We start from the raw sequence: 16,780 nt of genomic DNA on the forward strand, positions 1-16,780 counted from the left end.
TACCGAACTCTCATCCGGCCATCAAAGCCACCCTGTCGGGAAGTCTCGGGAACAGCGTCCCCGCCGCCAGCGACGTTGCCGCCGTCGATGAACAGGCTTATACGCAGCTCCCCTGCCCCCGTCAACAACCTTCTGTCCGATTTTTTTGCAGCCGCTGATTATTTTTGCGGCTCCCGTGTGGATAAGCTGGCTTACAGGCCCGCAAAAGCCGCAGAAATCAGCCGTGAAACGGGAAAAATGTTTATCAACAGGCACTTGCCGCGCCGCGAAAAATTCTTCGCAGGCGCATTCAAACCCGTGTGGACTGCAGAAACAACGCCGTTCCGAGCCCTCCGGCGGCGGCAATCGCAGCCAGTCCTATGCCCTTGCGCGGCCCCCTGGCGAGGATATGGGCGAGCCGGACCGCCAGGATGGCACCGGATGCGCCAATGGGATGACCACGTGCGAGCGCCCCGCCGCCCTGATTGACGCGCAGATCATCAAAGCCAAGGCCGAGTGCCCTGCGGCTCACCATCGCCTGAACGGCGAAGGCCTCCATCAGCTCCACAACAGAGATGTCTTCAAGGCTCATGCCGGTGCGGCGGAAGAGCTCCAGCGCCACCTCATGCGCCCCCGCTGCCGGATTGCCCGGATCGCCGCCGGTCATCACCCCCTGCCCCACGGCAGCCAGAGGCATCAGACCCCGGCGCTCTGCTTCCTTGCGGCTCATCATCACAAGGATCGCAGCTGCATCGGCTTCCACGGCGATGGTCGATGCTGTCAGCCCATAGGTGTTCCCACCCGCAAGCACGGGAAGCCGGGACTGCAGCCTTGCATCAAGCGGACGTGTGAAGGCATCCGCGGCAAGCCCAGACAGCGGAACGGTCTCGGCTGCAAGGTCTCCGGCCGCCTGAGCCCGCAAGGCGGCCTGATGGCTGGCACGGGCATAGGCTTCCTGTGCTTCACGGCTGATTTGCATATGCATCGCCAGCCTGGCTGCGGCCTCTGCCGGATCCGGATCAGGAAACGGCGGCGGCGCAAAGGCCGGGCGGTCATAGGCAACAGGCACGGCGCCCTTCTGCAGCGGGCGGTGCATGCGGACCGGCGCGCGGGAGAAACTTTCAACGCCCCCCGCAATGACCACATCCGCCTCCCCGGCCCGGATGGCGCGGGCTGCGAGGATCACCGCGTCAAGGCCGGAGCAGCATTGCCGGTCGACGGTCATGGCGCTGACGGTTTGCGGCAGGCCCGCGGCCAGGGCCACCAGCCGGGCGGGATTACCGCCCGCGCCCAGCGCATTGCCAAGGATCACCTCGCTGACCGCCTCCACGGGCAGCCCGGCATCAGTGAGGGCTGCCTGCAGCACGGGCGCGCCCAGTTGCGCCAGGTCCAGCCGCGCAAAGGCGGCGCCGCGCGGGGCCACGGGCGAGCGCCGGGCAGCCACAATCACGGGGTCATGCGCCGTTGTGCCGGTCATGGCCTCACCTCGTCTGCAGCCGGGCATGGACAGCCCGTTCCAGCGCCGGAAGATCCGTCTTGCCGCCCGGCGTCAGGGGAAAGGCCTCGAACAGGAGAAAGGCACGCGGACAACGGACACGGCCAAGGGCCGTCAGCACGGCGCGCCGCAGCAGGCCGCCGTCCTTCAGACGGTCAGCGGCCTCCGGTTCCGGCCAGATGGCAGCTACCAACTTCTGCCCGCGCAGGCGGTCCGGCGCGCCGAAGACTGCGGCAGCCGTCACGCCGGGCACGGCGCGCAGCACCTTCTCCACCTCTTCGGGAAAGATATTGAGGCCGGAGCTGTTGATCATCCGCTTGTCGCGGCCGGCGAGATAGAGAAAGCCCGTCTCATCAAGCCAGCCCCGGTCACCGATGGTCAGCCAGCCGTCCTGCCAGCGCACTTCTTCCCCGCCGCCGCAGATATAGCGATCGAACAGCAGCGGGCTGCGCACCCACAGATGTCCGGCCTCTCCTTGTGGCAGGACGCGGCCCTGCCCATCGCGGATCTCCACCTCCACTCCGGGAAAGGGCCGCCCGACGGACGCTTCCGGCGCCGTGCCCTCCTGCAGGGAGATGAAGCTCATTTCGGAGGCGCCGTAGAACTCACAAGTCCGCACGCCGGGCAGACGGCGGGTCAGCATCTGCCGGTCCTCCGGTTGCAGCTTGGCGCCGCTCGACAGGACAAGCCGCAAGGACGGTGCGGCCTCCACTTCGCGCAAGATCAGCTGCAGTTGGGTCGGCGTCGCATAGAGTATGGTGGTGCCGCCTTGCGCCAAGCGGCGGGCCACGACCCTCGGCTGGAAGCGCGGCATGACCTCAACGCCCGCTCCGGCGCAAAGCCCTTCGACCGCCGCATAGAGATGCAGCGAATGCACCAGCCCGCCGCAGACCAGCACCTTGTCCTGAGGTGAGGTGCCGAAGGCAGCAGCGCTCAGGCGGAAACTTTCCATCCAGGAGCGGTGGGTGCGGGCAAAGCCCTTGGGCACACCCGTCGAGCCGGAGGTGAAGCCGGCATAGAAAAGATCTTCCGGCGCGGGAAAGGGCAGCGGCGTCCCTGCCGTTTCCTTCCGTGCCTCCGCCTCTGCCATCAGCGCCGGAAAACCGGCGGCATCAATGACAAGATCAGGCGCAGAGGCGGCAAGGATCTGATCGCACAGGGCACCGGGCCATGTGGTGTCGAGCATCAGGGCAATGCCCCCGGCGCGGCCTGCAGCGAAGAAGGCCAGCAGGGCCTGCAAGGGATCTTCCAGAAAGATACCAATGCGCGGCTGACGGGAGGATGCAGCAGGCAGGCGCCGGTGCAGCTGAAGGGCCAGCGCTTCGACCCGGGCTTGCAGCGCTGCGAAAGTGAGACTTGCCCCGCCGCAGACAAGCGCGGTCTGGCCGGGGCGGGTGGCCGCGTGATGCGCCAGCGCCGCCCCGGTGAAACTCATGGCCGGCTCAGCAGGGCGCGCGGCAGGCCGCGGGCAACCGTCTGCGCCACCACGGCGGTGATCGCGACCTTGATGAGGTCACCCGGCAGATAAATGGCCGTGCCGGCCAAGGCCTTGGCGAAGGGCAGATCGGCCAGGATCATCAGGCCCGGGATGCCGAAGAGATAGACAACGCCAACGCCGCCCACAGCTGCCGAGAGGGCAGCGGCGGCAAGCACCGGCAGATTGCGGCTGCGCTCCATGATGAAGCCGGCCACGAAGGCGCCGATGGGCCAGCCGATGAGGAAGCCTGCGGAAGGTCCGGCAAAGACGGCAAGCCCCCCGCGCCCGCCGGCCAAAAGCGGTGCGCCCAGCGCCACGACGAAGAGGAAGAGCAGCATGGACAGGCCGCCGCGCACGGAGCCCAGCATCACGCCGGCCAGCATCACGCCAAGGGTCTGCGCGGTGATGGGCACACCTGCCAGGAACGGAATGGCGAAGGGCGGAAACTGCCCCAGCACCGCAATCAGCGCCGCATAAAAGGCGATCTGCACCAATGCATAGTCTTTGCTTGCCATGATCCTGGCTCCTCTGCCCGTCAAAACTGCTTATTCACTCACCACCCAGTGACGGGCTTTTTAATGCGGCGGCGGCGCCAGTGCAAATCCGCAGAAGAGAGGATTGCATGCCGGAGGATGAGGAACGCTCACAAAAAAGCCCGGGGCACGTGCCCCGGGCTTGAGGTTTGGCCATATGGCCTGCTCCTGGGAGAGCTGGTCCGGATCAGAGGCGCTGGGAGCCCTGACCGAATTCCGGATAGGCTTCGACGCCGATTTCCACCTTGTCGAGGCCAAGAGCCTCTTCCTCGGGGCTGACGCGGATGCCGACGGTGGCCTTGAGGATCACCCACAGGACCAGCGAGGCAACGAAGGCGAAGGCACCGTAGGCGGCAACGCCGATCAGCTGCGTCACATAGGAGGTCTCGCCATTGGACAGCGGCACAACGAGAGTGCCCCAGATGCCGCAGACGAGGTGGACCGGGATGGCGCCGACAACGTCGTCGATCTTCAGCTTGTCGAGCAGCGGCACCACGAAGACGACCAGCGCGCCGCCGACGGCACCGATGAAGATCGCCTGTGCAACAGTCGGGTTCAGCGGCTCGGCGGTGATGGACACGAGACCGGCCAGCGCACCGTTGAGGGCCATGGTGACGTCGACCTTCTTGTAGAGGATCTGCGTCAGGGCCATGGCGGCGACCACACCACCGGCAGCAGCCATGTTGGTGTTGGCAAAGATGCGGGAGATGTCGGTCACGTCACCGATGGTGCCCATGGCGAGCTGCGAAGCACCGTTGAAGCCGAACCAGCCGAGCCACAGGATGAAGGTGCCGAGGGTGGCCAGCGGAATGGACGAGCCCGGCATCGGGATGACCTGGCCGCTGGAGGTGTACTTGCCCTTGCGTGCGCCGAGGACGATGGCACCGGCGAGAGCCGCCCAGCCGCCGACGGAATGCACCAGCGTGGAACCGGCAAAGTCGGAGAAGCCCATCACCGACAGCCAGCCGCCGCCCCACTGCCAGGATCCGGCAATCGGATAGATCAGGCCGGTCAGGACGACCGTGAACAGCAGGAAGGGCCACAGCTTGATGCGTTCGGCCAGGGTGCCGGAGACGATCGAGGCAGCGGTGGCGACGAAGACCATCTGGAAGAACCAGTCGGAGGCCGTCGAATAACCGGTGTCCAGCGCATTGCCGCCGACCGGATCGAAGGAATAGGGGCCGAAGGAACCCATGAAACCGCCGTCGACGCCGGTGTACATGAGGTTGTAGCCGGTGAGCCAGAACAGGATGCCGGCGATGGAATAGAGCGCAATGTTCTTCAGGCACTGCATCGACACGTTCTTGGACCGCACGAGGCCCGCTTCCAGCATGGCAAAGCCGGCCGCCATCCACATGACGAGGAAGCCGCCCAGAAGGAACAGCAGCGTGTTGAAGATATAGGCCGTGTCGGCGGCCAGGGCATAAGCCGGCGCCTCGGCGGCGGCAGCGGCGGTTTCAGTGGCAGCTTCTGCAGCCGGTGCAGCGGTCTGGGCAAGGCCCGGATCGGCCATCAGACCGAGGACCGCCATGCCGATTGCGGCATAAGCGAAAGACTTCTTCATGTTACTCACCCCTCAAAGCGCTTCTGTGTCGGTTTCGCCGGTGCGGATGCGAACCACCTGATCGATCGAATAGACGAAGATCTTGCCGTCGCCGATCTGGCCGGTCTTGGCGGCGCCGGAGATGACTTCCACGACCTTGTCGACGGACTCGCTGGAAACAGCGACTTCGATCTTGAGCTTCGGCAGGAAGCTCACCGCATATTCGGTGCCGCGGTAGATCTCGGTGTGGCCCTTCTGGCGGCCGTAGCCCTTGACCTCGGTGACGGTGAGTCCCTGGATGCCGATGCTCGTGAGGGCGTCACGCACCTCGTCGAGCTTGAACGGCTTGATGATGGCCATCACAATTTTCATGCTCGTTACCCGTTTCCCCTGCTTGTCACCGGTCCGGGACTGGACCGGTCTGGCCACCTGGCCCGCATCCTCTGCGCTTCAGGTGGAACCTGCGCTGAGGGCGGACCGGGCCGGCTTTCCCCTTCTCTTAAACAAGGACCGTGCCAACTTTGGCCAGGGGCAGGAAAATGCCCGATTTCCGCCAGATTCATGGAAGGGGACGCGGGGGAGACGGGCAGTTGACCGTTCAGGAGGCAAATACAGAGCGGCAGATATGCCTATTTTCTATTCAAATCTCAAAATTTGCACACAATGTAAGCAAAACTGAAAAGCAGAAACGCCACCGCTGCTTTTTAAGGCAGCGGTGGCGTCCTGTTTGAGGAGAAAACTTCTGGATGGAGGCAGAAAGGCGGGGCCTGAGCTCAGGCCGAGAAACCGCCATCGGCCAGATAGGCCGCCTCTTCCGCCGTCGTCTCACGCTCGAGCACATGGTTGCGGTGCGGGAAGCGGCCAAAGCGGCGGATCACGTCGAGATGGACGAGGGCATAGAGATAGAACTCCTTGTCCCCGAGGCGGCGGAACAGATCGACGGATTTCTCCTGCTCGGCCATGTCCTCCGCATGTTCGAACGGCAGGTAGAAGAAGGCCCGGGCATCCTTGGGAAAGGCTTTGTCGAAGCCCCTGGCCAGTGCGGCCGTGGCGATGATCCGGGCTTTTGCGTCCGTTGCGAAGGCGCGCTTGTCCTGCCGGTAGACATTGCGGGGGAACTGGTCGAGCAGCAGCAGCAGGGCCAGCGTGCCATGCGGTGTTTCCTGCCAGTGATCCAGTGCGCCCGAGGCCGCATCATCCATCAGCGGCACGAAATGGCTGCGTATCTCCGCGTCAAAAGCATCACTGCGGGTGAACCAGGCCTCGCTGCCGGCCTCCCACCAGAAGTCAAGAACGGTAACGGGATCAGCGGCGGAGGCTTGGGTGGGAGTGGGGGCGCCGGTCACGGGTGGTTTCCTTCTTGTTTGCAATCTTTCAGGTCTCTTCCAATGTCGGCCATTTCGGCGGTGTTTCAAGCCTTTGCGGCTTGACGCAGTGTTCACGGCAGGACAAGAGCTGAAGCCGGACGAAAAACCGCGCAGGGCATCATGACGGCACCAGACACATCGGAACCGGGACAGCATCTTGACCTCAGGGGCCTCAAGTGCCCGCTGCCGGTGCTGCGCAGCCGCAAGGTGCTGGCGGGTTTGAAGCCCGGTGCAGTGCTTGTGGTCGAGGCAAGCGACCCGATGTCGGTGATCGACATTCCGCATATGTGCAACGAGGATGGGCACGCGCTGCTGGCCCAGGAAAAGCATGATGACGCCCTGCGCTTCACCATCCGCCGGGGCGCACAGAAAAACGCAGGCTGATCAGGTCATCCGCGCGGCGATACGGTCCATTTCCGTGGCCAGCGCAATGTCCAGCGCCGTCAACCCGCCTGCATCGTGGGTGGACAGTGTCACCTCCACCGTGCGGTAGACGTTCGACCATTCCGGATGATGGTTCATCCGCTCCGCCACCAGCGCTACCTGCGCCATGAAGCCGAAAGCTTCGACGAAACCGGCAAAGACAAAGCGGCGGGTGATGGCATCGCGCCCCTCCACCAGCCGCCACCCGGTGAGCTGGTCCAGCGCTGTCACGCGCTCCCCGTCCGTCAGACGTGCCGCCATCTGCATCTCCCGTCTTGAAATCCGCCGCGTCACGGACATCTTCTCCCGCGTCCAACCGAATATAGGCCAGGAGACGACGCTGGCCAGCATTGCATCACACCAAGGCCCGGACGCCGGGCGGGCTTGACCGGATCCCGGTCTGTCAGGCTCATCAGCATTTGGATCACACAGGAGCCCAGCCATGACCTCTGTTCTCTTCGTCTGCCTTGGCAACATCTGCCGCTCACCGCTGGCAGAAGGCGCGTTCCGCAAGGTTGTGGAGGATCTGGGCGCCGGCGGACGGGTGCTCATCGATTCGGCCGGAACCGGCGGCTGGCATCAGGGCGAGGCGCCGGACCCGCGCTCCATCGCCGTAGCGGCCCGCAACGGCATCGACATTTCCGCCCAGCGCGCAAGGCAGGTGGTGAAGGCCGATTTCAGCCGCTTCGAGCACATCCTGGCCATGGACAGCAGCAATCTCACCAATCTGCGCAAGCTGAGCCCGGCAGAGGCCCCAGCCCGCCTCCGGCTGTTTCTGGAAGCAGAGGGAATGGATGTGCCCGATCCCTATTACGGCGGCCCGGCCGGATTCGAGACCGTCTTCCGCATGGTGATGAGAAGCGCGGAGGATCTTGCGGCAGAACTGGGGCTTGGCCGAAGAGGCTGACCCGATTCAGCGGAACTTCGCCACAAAGGCCCGCAGCGCCCGGCCGATTGCAGCCAGAAGCGGCGGCACGGCGCGGCGCAGGCGCAAGCCCGCCGCAGACAGTCCGGCATCAAGGCTCTGATCCTGCGCCCAGCGCGGCGTCTTCACATAGAGCAGCCAGTAGACCGACAGGAGCACCAGGAAGGTCAGTCCCCAGGCCAGCAGCGTGTCGGAGAGAAAGTGACCGCCGAAGGCCACCCGGTTCACCGACAACGCCAGCATCAGCGGCAGAATGGTCAAGACCACCGCCGGGCGCCAGCTTTTCGGCACCACGAAGGCCAGCGCCATCAGCCACATGCTGGCCGAGCCTTCGCCCGAAACAAAGGAACAGTTGGTGCTGCACCAGTCCGTCTTGAGCCACACCGGCATGAAGGGCAGGTCTCCGCCGAACTGCTCCACCATCACCGGGCGCGGACGGCCCCAGTTGTTCTTCAGGATGGTGTTGACCAGGATGCCCGGGCCCAGCACCAGCGTGGAGAGCAGAAACACCGGCTTGCGCAGCGGCATCAGCGGCGGCAGCTCCGGCAGCAGCAGCTTGAGAAGCAGCACAAACCCGCAGATGAGGGCCACCGTCTGCACCAAATAGGGGCCGAGATAACGAAGCTTCTGCAGGAAGGGCGAGGACGCCGCCGTAAAGCCTTCGCCGGGCGTGTAGAACAGGCCGCTGGCCAGAAGATCGAGCCCCGGCACGGCCAGAAACACCAGCGACACCACACCAATGAACGTGAAGGCTGCCCCGAACGGATGAGCGCGGCACCAGCGCACACTGGTGCAAATCAGAGTGCGGGCACGGGAGAAGGCGGAAGGAGCTGCGTGATCAGTCATTCGGGCTCTCTAGCCTATTTTCTCAAGCTCGGCCAATATCTGCTTAACGGCGGGCGCTGTGAACGGACCAGATGTCATACCAACTCTCGATGAGCTTGCCTCATCAAGAGTTGGTCAAGCCTGTGCGGCGCCTGAGCAATTTCAAGGCGTGATGCGTCAGCATCTCAACGCCTTGATATAAGAGGAATTTTCCATGCAGCAACGGCCGAGGCTCGATTTCTGGTTCGAATTTGCCTCCACCTACAGCTACCTCACCGCCATGCGCATCGAGACCGTCGCCAAGGACCGGGGCATCGATCTGGTCTGGCGGCCATTTCTGCTCGGCCCCATCTTCGCCCGGCAGGGCTGGGACACCTCGCCCTTCAACCTGTTTCCGGCCAAGGGCCGCTACATGTGGCGTGAGATGGAGCGCCTGTGCGAGGACATGGGCCTGCCGCTGACCGTGCCCGATCCCTTTCCGCAGAACGGCCTGATGGCGGCGCGCATTGCCCATGCCGGGCGGCTGGAACCCTGGATCGGCAGCTTCGTGCGCGCTGTTTACATGGCGGAATTTGGCGAGGGCCGCGATATCAGCGACGAAGGTCTTCTCGCCGGCATCCTCTTGGATCTGGGACTGGATGCAAAGGCCCTGCTTGCCAAGGCCCAGAGCATCGAGGTGAAGATCGGCCTGCGTGCAGCGGTCGCAGAAGCGGAAGCTGCCGGTGTTTTCGGAGCACCCAGCTTTGTGACGGAAGACGGGGAGCTTTACTGGGGCAACGACCGGCTGGAAGATGCCGTCGAATGCGCCCTGCGCCTCACCCGCTAACCTTCACAGGACAACAATGCCCGAGTGCTTGGCCTTGTGCTCGGGCTCCACATGGATCGTCACCCTGGCGCCGGGCAGCGACTTGCCGATGGCCTGTTCGATCCGGTCACAGATGTCATGGGCGGCATCCACGCTCATTTCACCCGGCACGACGAGGTGGAAATCCACGAAGGTCAGGCGCCCGGCCAGACGGGTGCGCAGGTCATGGGCCTCGATGGCCCCTTCCCCGTGTTCGGAGATCAACCCGCGCAGCATGTCCTGCACATCGGTGGAGGCCGCTTCATCCATCAGGCCGCTGACGGAAGCCTTCATCAGGGTCCAGCCGGACCACAGCACGTTGAGACCGACAAGCCCCGCCAGCAGCGAATCCAGCTGTCGCCAGCCGGTCAGAAACACGAGAATCACGCCTACGAGAACGCCCACGGATGTCACCACATCCGTCATCAGATGCTGGCCATCAGCCTCAAGCGCCGGGGAGCCGTTCTTGCGGCCAAAACGGATCAGCAGCACGGCCCAGCCGCAGTTGAGCACGCTGGCAAGACCGTTCACGGCCAGGCCCTTCACCGTGTAATCGGGCATTTCTGTCGCGTGATAGCCTTCCCAGGCCGCATTGAAGATCGACAGCGCCGCCAGCACGATCATCACGCCCACAAGAACCGCAGCGAAATACTCCGCCTTGTCATGGCCATAGGGGTGATTGGAATCGGCCGGCTTGGACGCATACCAGACGGCCAGAAGGGTGGCGAAGGAGGAGGCCACATTGACGATGGATTCCAGCGCATCCGAATAGAGCGCCACGGACCCGGTCAGCACAAAGGCCAGATACTTCAGCCCCAGAACGGCGGCCCCAACGATGACGCTGCCGAAGGCAACGCGCAGACGCAGGCTCATGGCTACCTCACGGATTGAGGGCGCGGCACTCCGCACGCCCGGTCAGGAGGCGGCGGCCTGGCTGGCACGCCGTCCCGTTCGGGCAAGGCCTTAGGCATGTTTCAGGCTGAACGCAAGGGCGGTGCGCGAGGAGAAGCGCTAGATTCCCGTATCCCACAGGTTGGAGGCGGCGCCGATGATGCGCCCCGGCCCGCTGTCATCCTCCAGCTGAACAATGACCGCGCAGCGCTTTCCGCCCTTTTTCATCGGATGCTGCGGCAGGTTCAGCTCCAGCTGCCCGCCGGACCACATGCCCACCGCTTCCAGCCGCTTCACCACATTGACATAGGTGACCTGCCGCCCCTCATTCTCACCGCGGCCGACCTCCACTGTCTTGGAAGGCATGACATGGAGCAGGTAGACGGTCGCCATCTTCGCCCCTTCGGGCAATGCTCCGTCGATGGTGACTTCCAGCATGTCCGGCGTGGAATGAAGCGTGACCGAGGCCGTCATCTTCGTGGCACGGCCAAGGGCGGCCTTCACCGCCGGCTCGTCGCCCCCCACCACATGCTCGCCACCGTTGATGATGATCTGCGGTGTATAGACCGATCTGTCGCCGCGGCGGGCGGAGTACAGCCGCTGGCGCTCGGAGTTTTCCGGAGTGGCAAGCGTGTCCTTCCAGCCCAGGTAATCCCAGTAGTCGACCGGCAGGGAAAGCGCGAGGACGCCGGCGTCTTTGGAAAGGTCCTGCAGCAGCTTGTCGGCTGGCGGACAGGATGAGCAGCCCTGACTGGTAAAGAGCTCCACCACGACCGGCGGCGCCTTGCCATCCCTGGCAGCCGCTGCCACCGGCAGAGCCATGACGGCAAGGCAAACCGCAGCCGCCAGCCGTGAAATCAGCATTCGCACAGGGCCCATGGCCGGGGAACTCACTCTTGTCTTCCGGATCTTGCTCTCGTCCAAAATACATATTCTGCGCCGCCGCGCGAGTCACGTCGCGGTGAGACAGAGCAGCTGCGGAACGTGTCCTCAGCCGGAAAATGATGCCAATTGGCTTTGACCGGCGGGAAACAATGCCATTTTGACAGATGATGGCACGCAGCTATAAAATATCACGACATTTCATGAAGAGCAGAACATGCGCGGACAGCGTGCACCGCTGCCGGAAGAGGAAACGTCGGAAGATGGCGCGTGCACCCAAAGGCTCCGGACAGACCGGTGACGTGGAGCCCGATCAGGCGAAGCGGCGCAATTCGGTCAATCTGTTTGAACTGGCCTATGAGCGGCTGGAAGACCTGATCGTCAGATGCGAACTGAGCCCCGGCCGGTTCCTGTCGATCCAGGACCTGCAGACCCTGACGGGCATCAGCCGGACACCCGTGCATCAGGCTGTAGGCCGCCTGGCCGAAGATACGCTGATCCACATCCGCCCGCGCCATGGTCTTCAGATTGCGCCCATTGATCTGGCCCGCGAGCGGGTGCTTCTCCGGCTGCGGCGGGATCTGGAGCGGTTCGTCATCAAGCTTGCGGCAGAGAATGCCTCCCCGGCACAGCGAAACCAGATGCTGCATCTGGCCAAGGTCATCCGGGAGCGCCGTGCGACGATTTCGATCGACGACTTCAACACATTCGACCGGCGCATCGACACGCTCATTCTGGCCGCCGGCAACGAGCCTTTTCTCGTCCACACCTTGAGGCCCCTGCATACGATCTTCCGGCGGATCGGCTGGATTCATCACAATCACACCTCAGGCAGCCTTAGTCTCGATGGAACGGTTGACCACCATCTTGCGGTGCTCAATGCCGTGGCAAACCGCCATGTCGAACAGGCGGTGGCAGCCTCTGACGCGCTCATCGAATTCGTCAATTCGATGTTTGACGTGATGGAAAAGGAAATTGATCCCACCCTGCTCGACTGCAGCATCGAGCCGCTCATACCTGCGTAATATCAAGGCACTGAGATACCGGCGCACCACGCCTTGAAAAGGCCCTGGCCCCGCATGGGATTTGGCATAAGACAACTGCCCCCTTTCCTTCGCCCCGCCTTCCCGGCCATCTCTGGCGCTGGATACCGGTCACTGCGGCGCGCAGATGGCAGACCCTTTCCAGACGCGGCAGCCCTGCAGCAGGAAGAAGACATAGCTTAATATTTTCAATCACTTGAACCGGCCTCGGGATGCAGTTTGGCCGGAACCGGATCTGCAGATTGCAGCATTTGAAATTTTGTGATATTTCACGACATATCAATCAGGTCTCCGGGAGGGAGGTCTTGTTGAAATGGGAGGAAATCAAATGACTATTTTCCGCACCGGTCTTGCCGGAGCAGTTGCGCTTGGCCTCACCGTAATAGCGCCAGCAGCCAGCCAGGCCGCAGACGCCACGACACTGCAATTCCAGACGCACCACAGTGCATCATCGCTTCAGGGCCAGGCGCTGCTGCGCTTCGCCGACCTTGCAAACAAGATGTCCGGCGGCACACTGCAGGTTAACATGCTCACGGACTCCTCCGTGGTGAAGGCATCGGAAGCCTTCGAGGCGGCTGCCACCGGCATTATCGACGGAGATGCAACCGGTGCCGGCTATGTCACCGGCAAGAACCCCGCATTCCAGTTTTATGGCGACGTGATGGGTGGCTATTCCACGCCCTACCAGATCCTCGGCTGGTACAAGAATGCTGGCGGGCTGGAGCTTGCCAACGAGCTCTACGAACAGTTCAACATGCATCTGATCGGCACCTTCGTCGCCACGCCGGAGTCGCTGGGCTCGACCACATCGCTCGCCGGCATTGAAGATCTGAAGGGCTGGAAGTTCCGCTCGCCACCGGGCATGGAATCGGAAATCTTCCAGAAGCTGGGCGCCGCTCCCGTGGTCATGCCATTCGGTGAAGTGTTCACCGCCATGACCTCGGGCACCGTGTCCGGTGCCGATGCCTCGACCCTGGCCGTCAACAAGGGGCTCGGCCTCTATGATGTCGGCAAGTTCGCAACCTACCCCGGCTTCCATTCCATGCCGATCGAGCATGTGACGATCAATCTCGACAAGTGGAACTCCCTGACGGACGAGCAGAAGCAGATCCTGCAGTCGGCAATCGACACGATTGCCATCGAGGTGGCCACCCAGTCGGAAATCAATGACAAGAAGGCCGCTGCCGAACTCACCGCCGCCGGGGTCACCCTTCAGGACTGGAGCGAAGCCGACCGCCTGGCCTTCCGCAAGGTGGCTCAGGAAGTCTGGGCAGACTGGGCAACCCGCAGTCCCGAAGCTCAGGCTGCATATGATTCCCACGTGGCCTACATGAAGTCGCTCGGCATCCTCGACTGATCCGCCGCTGACTGCCTCAGAAGAAGCGGGCTGGCGGTTTCACAGTTGCCTCCCAGCCCGCCTCATCCGGTTCTGCCCGGGCCTTGCACAGGCTCAGGCAGACCTTCGCGGCCGCTCTTTGCCTTCAGCCAGACGAGGATATCATGCCGGCTCCATCCGAAAATCCTGATCCAAAGTTCTCCCCGAAGGCGGCGCTGCTGGCCTCTCCCCTGCTCGTGATCGTTGCCATCACGCTTTACGAGGTGGCGGCGCGCTATCTCTTCGGCAGTCCGACGGCCTGGGTCAATGAAATGGCCCTGTTCCTGTCCGCGCTCGTCTATCTGGTGGCGGGTGTCTACGTCATGGCGCTGGATGACCATTTGCGGATCTCGGTCATCTATGACGCGGTTCCGCGCCCCGTCCGCCGCGTCTTCGATGTCATCACCCTGGCCGCAACTCTGGTCTTCTGCGGTGGCCTTGCCTATTTCGGCGCACCGACAGCCTGGCGGGCCCTCGTCACTTTCGAGCGGTTCGGCACCGCCTGGAACCCGCCCATTCCGGCCATCGTCAAGCCCTTTGTCGTCGTTGCGGCGGCCCTGATGGCTGTCCTTGCAATCATCAACTTCCTGCGCGCCAGCCGGCACCCCCGGCCCGGCAGCGGCCGGATCGATTGAGGCTGCCATGACCATTCTGACAATCTCGATCATCCTGCTCCTTGGCATTTTCGCTCTGATGGCCGTGGGCGTGCCGCTGGCCTTTGCCGCCGGCTCGCTGGCCATGGTGGTTGCCTATCTCAAGTTCGGCCTGCCGGTGCTCGCCATTGCGCACAAGACCGTCTACGGCCTTGCGACCGAATACAGTTTCCTCTCCGTGCCGATGTTCATCCTGATGGCATCGCTGCTGGAACGGTCCCGGCTGGCGCGCGATCTCTATGATGCGCTGAACAGTATTTTCGGCCGGATCCGCGGCGGCATCGGCTATGTCACTCTGGTGATTTCCGTCCTTCTGGCGGCGATCAGCGGCATCATCGGCGGCGAGATCGTGCTGCTCGGGCTTGTTGCCCTGCCGCAGATGCTGCGCCTCAAATACGACCGCAACCTTGCCATCGGCATCGTTTGCGCGGGCGGATCACTCGGCACCATGATCCCGCCGTCGATTGTGCTGATCGTCTACGGACTGACCGCCAATGTGTCGGTTCACCAGCTCTTCCTTGGCTCATTCCTGCCCGGCTTCCTGCTGGCGGCCTTTTATCTCGTCTATATCGCCATCCGCTGCTGGCTGGATCCTTCGGCAGCGCCCAAGCCCGCGGAAACCAGACAGGTTCCGTTCTCCTGGCCTGTCTTCCTGCGCGGCGTCCTGCCTACCGCCATCCTCATCTTCACCGTTTTCGGCTGCATCTACGGCGGCATCACCTCGATCACCGAGGCGGCAAACATCGCCGTTGGCATGACGCTGGTGATCATTGCGGTGCGCGGAGAACTGAGCCTGCCCATGCTGGCGCAAGCCCTCACCCAGACGCTGCGCGCCTGCGGCATCATCCTCTGGGTCACCTTTGGCGCCGCCGTCATGGTCGCGATCTACAATCTATCCAGCGGGCAGAGGTTCGTGACGGAGCTGATCCTTGGGCTGAACATCTCTCCGCTTCTCACCATCCTGCTGATGATGACGATCTTCATCGTGCTCGGCATGTTCATGGACTGGATCGGCATCCTGCTGCTGTGCATGCCCATCTTCGTGCCAATCGTTGCTGCGCTCGGCTACGATCTGGTGTGGTTCGGCGTGCTCTTCTCCGTCACCATGCAGGTATCGTTCCTGTCTCCCCCCTTCGGGCCGGCCGCCTTCTATCTGCGCAGCGTCGCTCCCCCCCGGCATCACCCTCCCCGTGATCTACAGGGCTCTGTGGCCATTCATCCTGATCCAGCTGTTCATGCTGGGCCTGCTGCTGGCTTTCCCCGGGATCTCGCTTCTCCTTCCCAATCTCGCACGCTGATGTGCTCCGGAGCTTTCCGATGAAAATAACTGCGATCAAGACCTACCGCCTCGAAGAGTTTGCCAACGTCCTGTGGGTTCATGTCGAAACGGATGCGGGCATCACGGGCCTGGGTGAGACCTTCTATGGCGCGGGTGCCGTCGAAGCCCATATTCACGACACCCTGGCCGGCCGCCTGCTCGGCAAAAACCCGCTGCACATCGAAGCCCTGCACAAGGAAATGGTGTCGCTGCCGATGGCCCAGTCCTCGACCGGCGCCGAGTACCGGGCAGCCTCAGCCGTCGACATTGCCCTGTGGGACATCTTCGGCAAGGTCTGCGGCCTGCCGGTGCACCAGATGCTGGGCGGGCAGTGCTGGGACAAGATCCGCGTCTACAACACCTGCGCGGGCTACCGCTATGTGCGGACCAACAACATCAAGCCGGTCTCCAACTGGAACCTCGGCGATGACGAAGGCCCCTATGAGGATCTCGTCGGCTTCATGACCCGGGCGGACGCCCTGGCGGAGAACCTGCTGGAACAGGGCATCACCGCCATGAAGATCTGGCCGTTCGATCCCCATGCCCAGGAAACCCGCGGCCAGTACATCACCGCCGAACAGATGAAGACCGCCATCGAGCCCTTTGAGAAGATCCGCAAGGCCGTTGGCGACAAGATGGAGATCATGGTCGAGTTCCATTCGCTGTGGAACCTGCCCACCGCCAAGAAGATCGCCAAGGCGCTCGAGCCCTATTCCCCGACCTGGTACGAAGACCCGATCCGGATGAACTCGGCCCAGGCGCTCGGCGAGTTTGCCGCCTCGACGGACGTGTGGACCTGCGCCAGCGAAACGCTGGGCTCACGCTGGCCCTACAAGGACATGCTCGACCAGAACGCCACTCACGTGGTCATGGTTGACCTGTGCTGGACGGGCGGCCTGACGGAAGGCCGCAAGATCGCGGCACTGGCCGAAACCTGGCACCGCCCCTTCGCCCCGCATGACTGCATCGGCCCGGTTGGCTTCGCTGCGGCCATTCACATGTCCTTCAGCCAGCCCAACACGCTCATTCAGGAGTCCGTGCGCGCCTTCTACCGCGGCTGGTACAACGAGCTCGTCACCGCCGTGCCGAAAATCGAAAACGGCTATGTCTATCCGATGGAAGGACCGGGGCTTGGCGTCGAGCTGCTGCCCTCCTTCTTCAACCGCCCGGATCTGAGCGGCCGCACCTCGGCCCTCTGATCCTGACT

At 63.3% G+C, this 16,780-nt stretch carries 18 protein-coding genes; 8 read left to right on the forward strand and 10 right to left on the reverse strand.

The annotated features are described in order from the left end of the window. Positions 1-289 precede the first annotated feature (289 nt). The 6 genes from AC0CMF_RS14720 to AC0CMF_RS14745 form a co-directional block, all read right to left on the reverse strand. The gene (locus tag AC0CMF_RS14720; RefSeq protein ID WP_374631379.1) at positions 290-1,456 is read right to left on the reverse strand and encodes a thiolase family protein; all 1,167 of its coding nucleotides are present in this window, start codon (positions 1,454-1,456) and stop codon (positions 290-292) included. A 4-nt stretch (positions 1,457-1,460) separates the two neighbouring features. Continuing rightward, positions 1,461-2,909 (reverse strand): AMP-binding protein, encoded by a 1,449-nt coding sequence (locus tag AC0CMF_RS14725; RefSeq protein ID WP_122522662.1) that lies wholly within the window; start codon positions 2,907-2,909, stop codon positions 1,461-1,463. Next, the gene (locus tag AC0CMF_RS14730) at positions 2,906-3,466 is read right to left on the reverse strand and encodes a biotin transporter BioY (protein WP_050474133.1); all 561 of its coding nucleotides are present in this window, start codon (positions 3,464-3,466) and stop codon (positions 2,906-2,908) included. The genes AC0CMF_RS14725 and AC0CMF_RS14730 overlap by 4 nt, the downstream gene beginning before the upstream one ends. Before the next feature lie 205 nt (positions 3,467-3,671). Continuing rightward, positions 3,672-5,048, reverse strand: coding sequence for an ammonium transporter (locus AC0CMF_RS14735; protein ID WP_050474132.1), 1,377 nt, complete (start codon positions 5,046-5,048; stop codon positions 3,672-3,674). A 12-nt stretch (positions 5,049-5,060) separates the two neighbouring features. Next, entirely contained in the window at positions 5,061-5,399 is a 339-nt protein-coding gene (locus AC0CMF_RS14740; protein ID WP_026355689.1) for a P-II family nitrogen regulator, read from the reverse strand. Positions 5,400-5,800: 401 nt separating this feature from the next. After that, positions 5,801-6,373: a DUF924 family protein gene (locus AC0CMF_RS14745; protein ID WP_374631382.1), complete on the reverse strand. Its 573-nt coding sequence runs from the start codon at positions 6,371-6,373 to the stop codon at positions 5,801-5,803. A 141-nt stretch (positions 6,374-6,514) separates the two neighbouring features. Between AC0CMF_RS14745 and AC0CMF_RS14750 the strand changes: the two genes are divergently transcribed. After that, positions 6,515-6,778: a sulfurtransferase TusA family protein gene (locus AC0CMF_RS14750; protein WP_122522658.1), complete on the forward strand. Its 264-nt coding sequence runs from the start codon at positions 6,515-6,517 to the stop codon at positions 6,776-6,778. On the opposite strand, the gene AC0CMF_RS14755 is transcribed toward AC0CMF_RS14750, so the two are convergent. Further along, positions 6,779-7,078, reverse strand: a complete 300-nt coding sequence (locus tag AC0CMF_RS14755) for a 4a-hydroxytetrahydrobiopterin dehydratase (RefSeq protein WP_374631384.1) — start codon at positions 7,076-7,078, stop codon at positions 6,779-6,781. 181 nt (positions 7,079-7,259) lie between these two features. On the opposite strand from AC0CMF_RS14755, the gene AC0CMF_RS14760 reads away from it, so the two are divergent. Beyond that, entirely contained in the window at positions 7,260-7,724 is a 465-nt protein-coding gene (locus AC0CMF_RS14760; RefSeq protein ID WP_374631386.1) for a low molecular weight protein-tyrosine-phosphatase, read from the forward strand. Between the two features lie 6 nt (positions 7,725-7,730). Here AC0CMF_RS14760 and AC0CMF_RS14765 read toward each other — a convergent pair whose 3' ends face one another. Continuing rightward, positions 7,731-8,588 (reverse strand): phosphatase PAP2 family protein, encoded by an 858-nt coding sequence (locus tag AC0CMF_RS14765; RefSeq protein ID WP_374631388.1) that lies wholly within the window; start codon positions 8,586-8,588, stop codon positions 7,731-7,733. A gap of 193 nt (positions 8,589-8,781) precedes the next feature. Here AC0CMF_RS14765 and AC0CMF_RS14770 point away from each other — a divergent pair, with 193 nt between their 5' ends. Then, positions 8,782-9,393, forward strand: coding sequence for a 2-hydroxychromene-2-carboxylate isomerase (locus AC0CMF_RS14770; RefSeq protein ID WP_374630704.1), 612 nt, complete (start codon positions 8,782-8,784; stop codon positions 9,391-9,393). A 3-nt stretch (positions 9,394-9,396) separates the two neighbouring features. Here the strand turns inward: AC0CMF_RS14770 and AC0CMF_RS14775 are convergent, their stop codons facing one another. Further along, entirely contained in the window at positions 9,397-10,284 is an 888-nt protein-coding gene (locus AC0CMF_RS14775; protein WP_050474126.1) for a cation diffusion facilitator family transporter, read from the reverse strand. Between the two features lie 138 nt (positions 10,285-10,422). Further along, complete coding sequence (locus tag AC0CMF_RS14780) at positions 10,423-11,166, reverse strand: DUF1223 domain-containing protein (protein WP_082675908.1); 744 nt, start codon at positions 11,164-11,166, stop codon at positions 10,423-10,425. A 281-nt stretch (positions 11,167-11,447) separates the two neighbouring features. Here AC0CMF_RS14780 and AC0CMF_RS14785 point away from each other — a divergent pair, with 281 nt between their 5' ends. The 5 genes from AC0CMF_RS14785 to AC0CMF_RS14805 all read left to right on the forward strand — a co-directional run bounded on the left by AC0CMF_RS14785 (position 11,448) and on the right by AC0CMF_RS14805 (position 16,772). Continuing rightward, positions 11,448-12,209, forward strand: coding sequence for a GntR family transcriptional regulator (locus AC0CMF_RS14785; RefSeq protein WP_050474124.1), 762 nt, complete (start codon positions 11,448-11,450; stop codon positions 12,207-12,209). 346 nt (positions 12,210-12,555) lie between these two features. Continuing rightward, complete coding sequence (locus AC0CMF_RS14790; RefSeq protein ID WP_094462516.1) at positions 12,556-13,584, forward strand: TRAP transporter substrate-binding protein; 1,029 nt, start codon at positions 12,556-12,558, stop codon at positions 13,582-13,584. A gap of 143 nt (positions 13,585-13,727) precedes the next feature. Continuing rightward, entirely contained in the window at positions 13,728-14,237 is a 510-nt protein-coding gene (locus AC0CMF_RS14795; protein ID WP_058898492.1) for a TRAP transporter small permease subunit, read from the forward strand. Between the two features lie 7 nt (positions 14,238-14,244). Beyond that, positions 14,245-15,576, forward strand: coding sequence for a TRAP transporter large permease (locus AC0CMF_RS14800; RefSeq protein ID WP_374630708.1), 1,332 nt, complete (start codon positions 14,245-14,247; stop codon positions 15,574-15,576). Further along, a complete protein-coding gene (locus AC0CMF_RS14805; RefSeq protein ID WP_374630710.1) occupies positions 15,573-16,772 on the forward strand; it encodes a mandelate racemase/muconate lactonizing enzyme family protein in 1,200 nt (399 codons plus the stop codon). Before AC0CMF_RS14800 ends, AC0CMF_RS14805 begins: the two co-directional genes overlap by 4 nt. Positions 16,773-16,780: the final 8 nt, after the last annotated feature.

The sequence above is a fragment of the Pannonibacter sp. CBAS1226 genome, assembly GCF_055685825.1.

Bases quoted from the DNA above. Each gene is read 5' to 3' on its own strand.
- AC0CMF_RS14800 (WP_374630708.1), top strand. From the start codon at position 14,245: ATGACCATTCTGACAATCTCGATCATCCTGCTCCTTGGCATTTTCGCT.
- AC0CMF_RS14770 (WP_374630704.1), top strand. From the start codon at position 8,782: ATGCAGCAACGGCCGAGGCTCGATTTCTGGTTCGAATTTGCCTCCACC.
- AC0CMF_RS14730 (WP_050474133.1), bottom strand. From the start codon at position 3,466: ATGGCAAGCAAAGACTATGCATTGGTGCAGATCGCCTTTTATGCGGCG.
- AC0CMF_RS14780 (WP_082675908.1), bottom strand. From the start codon at position 11,166: ATGCTGATTTCACGGCTGGCGGCTGCGGTTTGCCTTGCCGTCATGGCT.
- AC0CMF_RS14760 (WP_374631386.1), top strand. From the start codon at position 7,260: ATGACCTCTGTTCTCTTCGTCTGCCTTGGCAACATCTGCCGCTCACCG.
- AC0CMF_RS14725 (WP_122522662.1), bottom strand. From the start codon at position 2,909: ATGAGTTTCACCGGGGCGGCGCTGGCGCATCACGCGGCCACCCGCCCC.
- AC0CMF_RS14790 (WP_094462516.1), top strand. From the start codon at position 12,556: ATGACTATTTTCCGCACCGGTCTTGCCGGAGCAGTTGCGCTTGGCCTC.
- AC0CMF_RS14750 (WP_122522658.1), top strand. From the start codon at position 6,515: ATGACGGCACCAGACACATCGGAACCGGGACAGCATCTTGACCTCAGG.
- AC0CMF_RS14765 (WP_374631388.1), bottom strand. From the start codon at position 8,588: ATGACTGATCACGCAGCTCCTTCCGCCTTCTCCCGTGCCCGCACTCTG.
- AC0CMF_RS14785 (WP_050474124.1), top strand. From the start codon at position 11,448: ATGGCGCGTGCACCCAAAGGCTCCGGACAGACCGGTGACGTGGAGCCC.
- AC0CMF_RS14805 (WP_374630710.1), top strand. From the start codon at position 15,573: ATGAAAATAACTGCGATCAAGACCTACCGCCTCGAAGAGTTTGCCAAC.
- AC0CMF_RS14735 (WP_050474132.1), bottom strand. From the start codon at position 5,048: ATGAAGAAGTCTTTCGCTTATGCCGCAATCGGCATGGCGGTCCTCGGT.
- AC0CMF_RS14795 (WP_058898492.1), top strand. From the start codon at position 13,728: ATGCCGGCTCCATCCGAAAATCCTGATCCAAAGTTCTCCCCGAAGGCG.
- AC0CMF_RS14720 (WP_374631379.1), bottom strand. From the start codon at position 1,456: ATGACCGGCACAACGGCGCATGACCCCGTGATTGTGGCTGCCCGGCGC.
- AC0CMF_RS14740 (WP_026355689.1), bottom strand. From the start codon at position 5,399: ATGAAAATTGTGATGGCCATCATCAAGCCGTTCAAGCTCGACGAGGTG.
- AC0CMF_RS14755 (WP_374631384.1), bottom strand. From the start codon at position 7,078: ATGGCGGCACGTCTGACGGACGGGGAGCGCGTGACAGCGCTGGACCAG.
- AC0CMF_RS14775 (WP_050474126.1), bottom strand. From the start codon at position 10,284: ATGAGCCTGCGTCTGCGCGTTGCCTTCGGCAGCGTCATCGTTGGGGCC.